Genomic DNA, 778 nt, shown 5'->3' on the forward strand with positions numbered 1-778 from the left:
AGGTCGCCCAGTACATGCAGCATCGCACCGCGCAGGTTGCTGTCGCCTTGGTCGCCCTGCCGCAGGATCAGCGCGCCAGCGATGTTGATGCCGAGGCCAATGACCGCAACGATCAGCATCGGCCCGGCCAGGATTTCTGCCGGTTCGCGTAGCCGCTGCACCGCCTCCCAGGCGATCCAGGCGACCAGGAGAAGCAGCGAGGCGCCATTGGCCAGCGCGGCCAGCACACGCACCCGGTGAAAGCCGTAAGTTCGCGCCGCATCCGGCGCGCGTGCGGCGACGCGATAGGCGATCAGCGCCAGCAGCAGGGCTGCGGCGTCCGACACCATGTGGCCCGCATCGGCGATGAGCGCCAAAGACCCCGAGAACCAGCCGCCGGCGGCCTGCACGGCAGCATATCCAGCGGTCATGATGAAGACGGTACGGATACGCCGCTCGCTGCCCGCCGTGACCCGCGCCCCATGGTCGTGGCCGGCGTCGCGCTTCGCCGAGTGGTCGTGCCCGGACATCAGGCGGGCGGCCGCCAGCGCAGCAGGCGCAGGGCGTTCAAGGTGACCAGCACCGTCGCCCCGGTATCGGCCAGGATCGCGGGCCACAACCCGGTCAGGCCTGCCAGGGTGGTCACCAGGAAGACGGCCTTCAGCCCGACCGCCACCGCCACGTTCTGCTTCACATTGGCCATGGTGGCGCGGGACAGGGAGATGAACGGCGAAAGGGCCGGGGGCTTTCGCCCCCGGCCCCGTTTCGCCTGGTCCCGCTTATCGGGACCAGGCGAAAC

The 778-nt window shown here is 69.8% G+C and carries 1 protein-coding gene and 1 pseudogene; both read right to left on the reverse strand.

The window, feature by feature from the left end; translation table 11 throughout:
- The coding region (locus tag J3S20_RS29935; RefSeq protein WP_216840579.1) for a cation diffusion facilitator family transporter at positions 1-509 on the reverse strand (509 nt) is incomplete at its 3' end.
- Positions 509-778 (reverse strand): annotated as a pseudogene (locus tag J3S20_RS29940) (hypothetical protein); the annotation flags it as partial. The gene J3S20_RS29935 and the pseudogene J3S20_RS29940, both read right to left, overlap by 1 nt.

Origin of the sequence: Falsiroseomonas tokyonensis (assembly GCF_019024325.1) — a bacterium.
Taxonomy (GTDB): domain Bacteria; phylum Pseudomonadota; class Alphaproteobacteria; order Acetobacterales; family Acetobacteraceae; genus Falsiroseomonas; species Falsiroseomonas tokyonensis.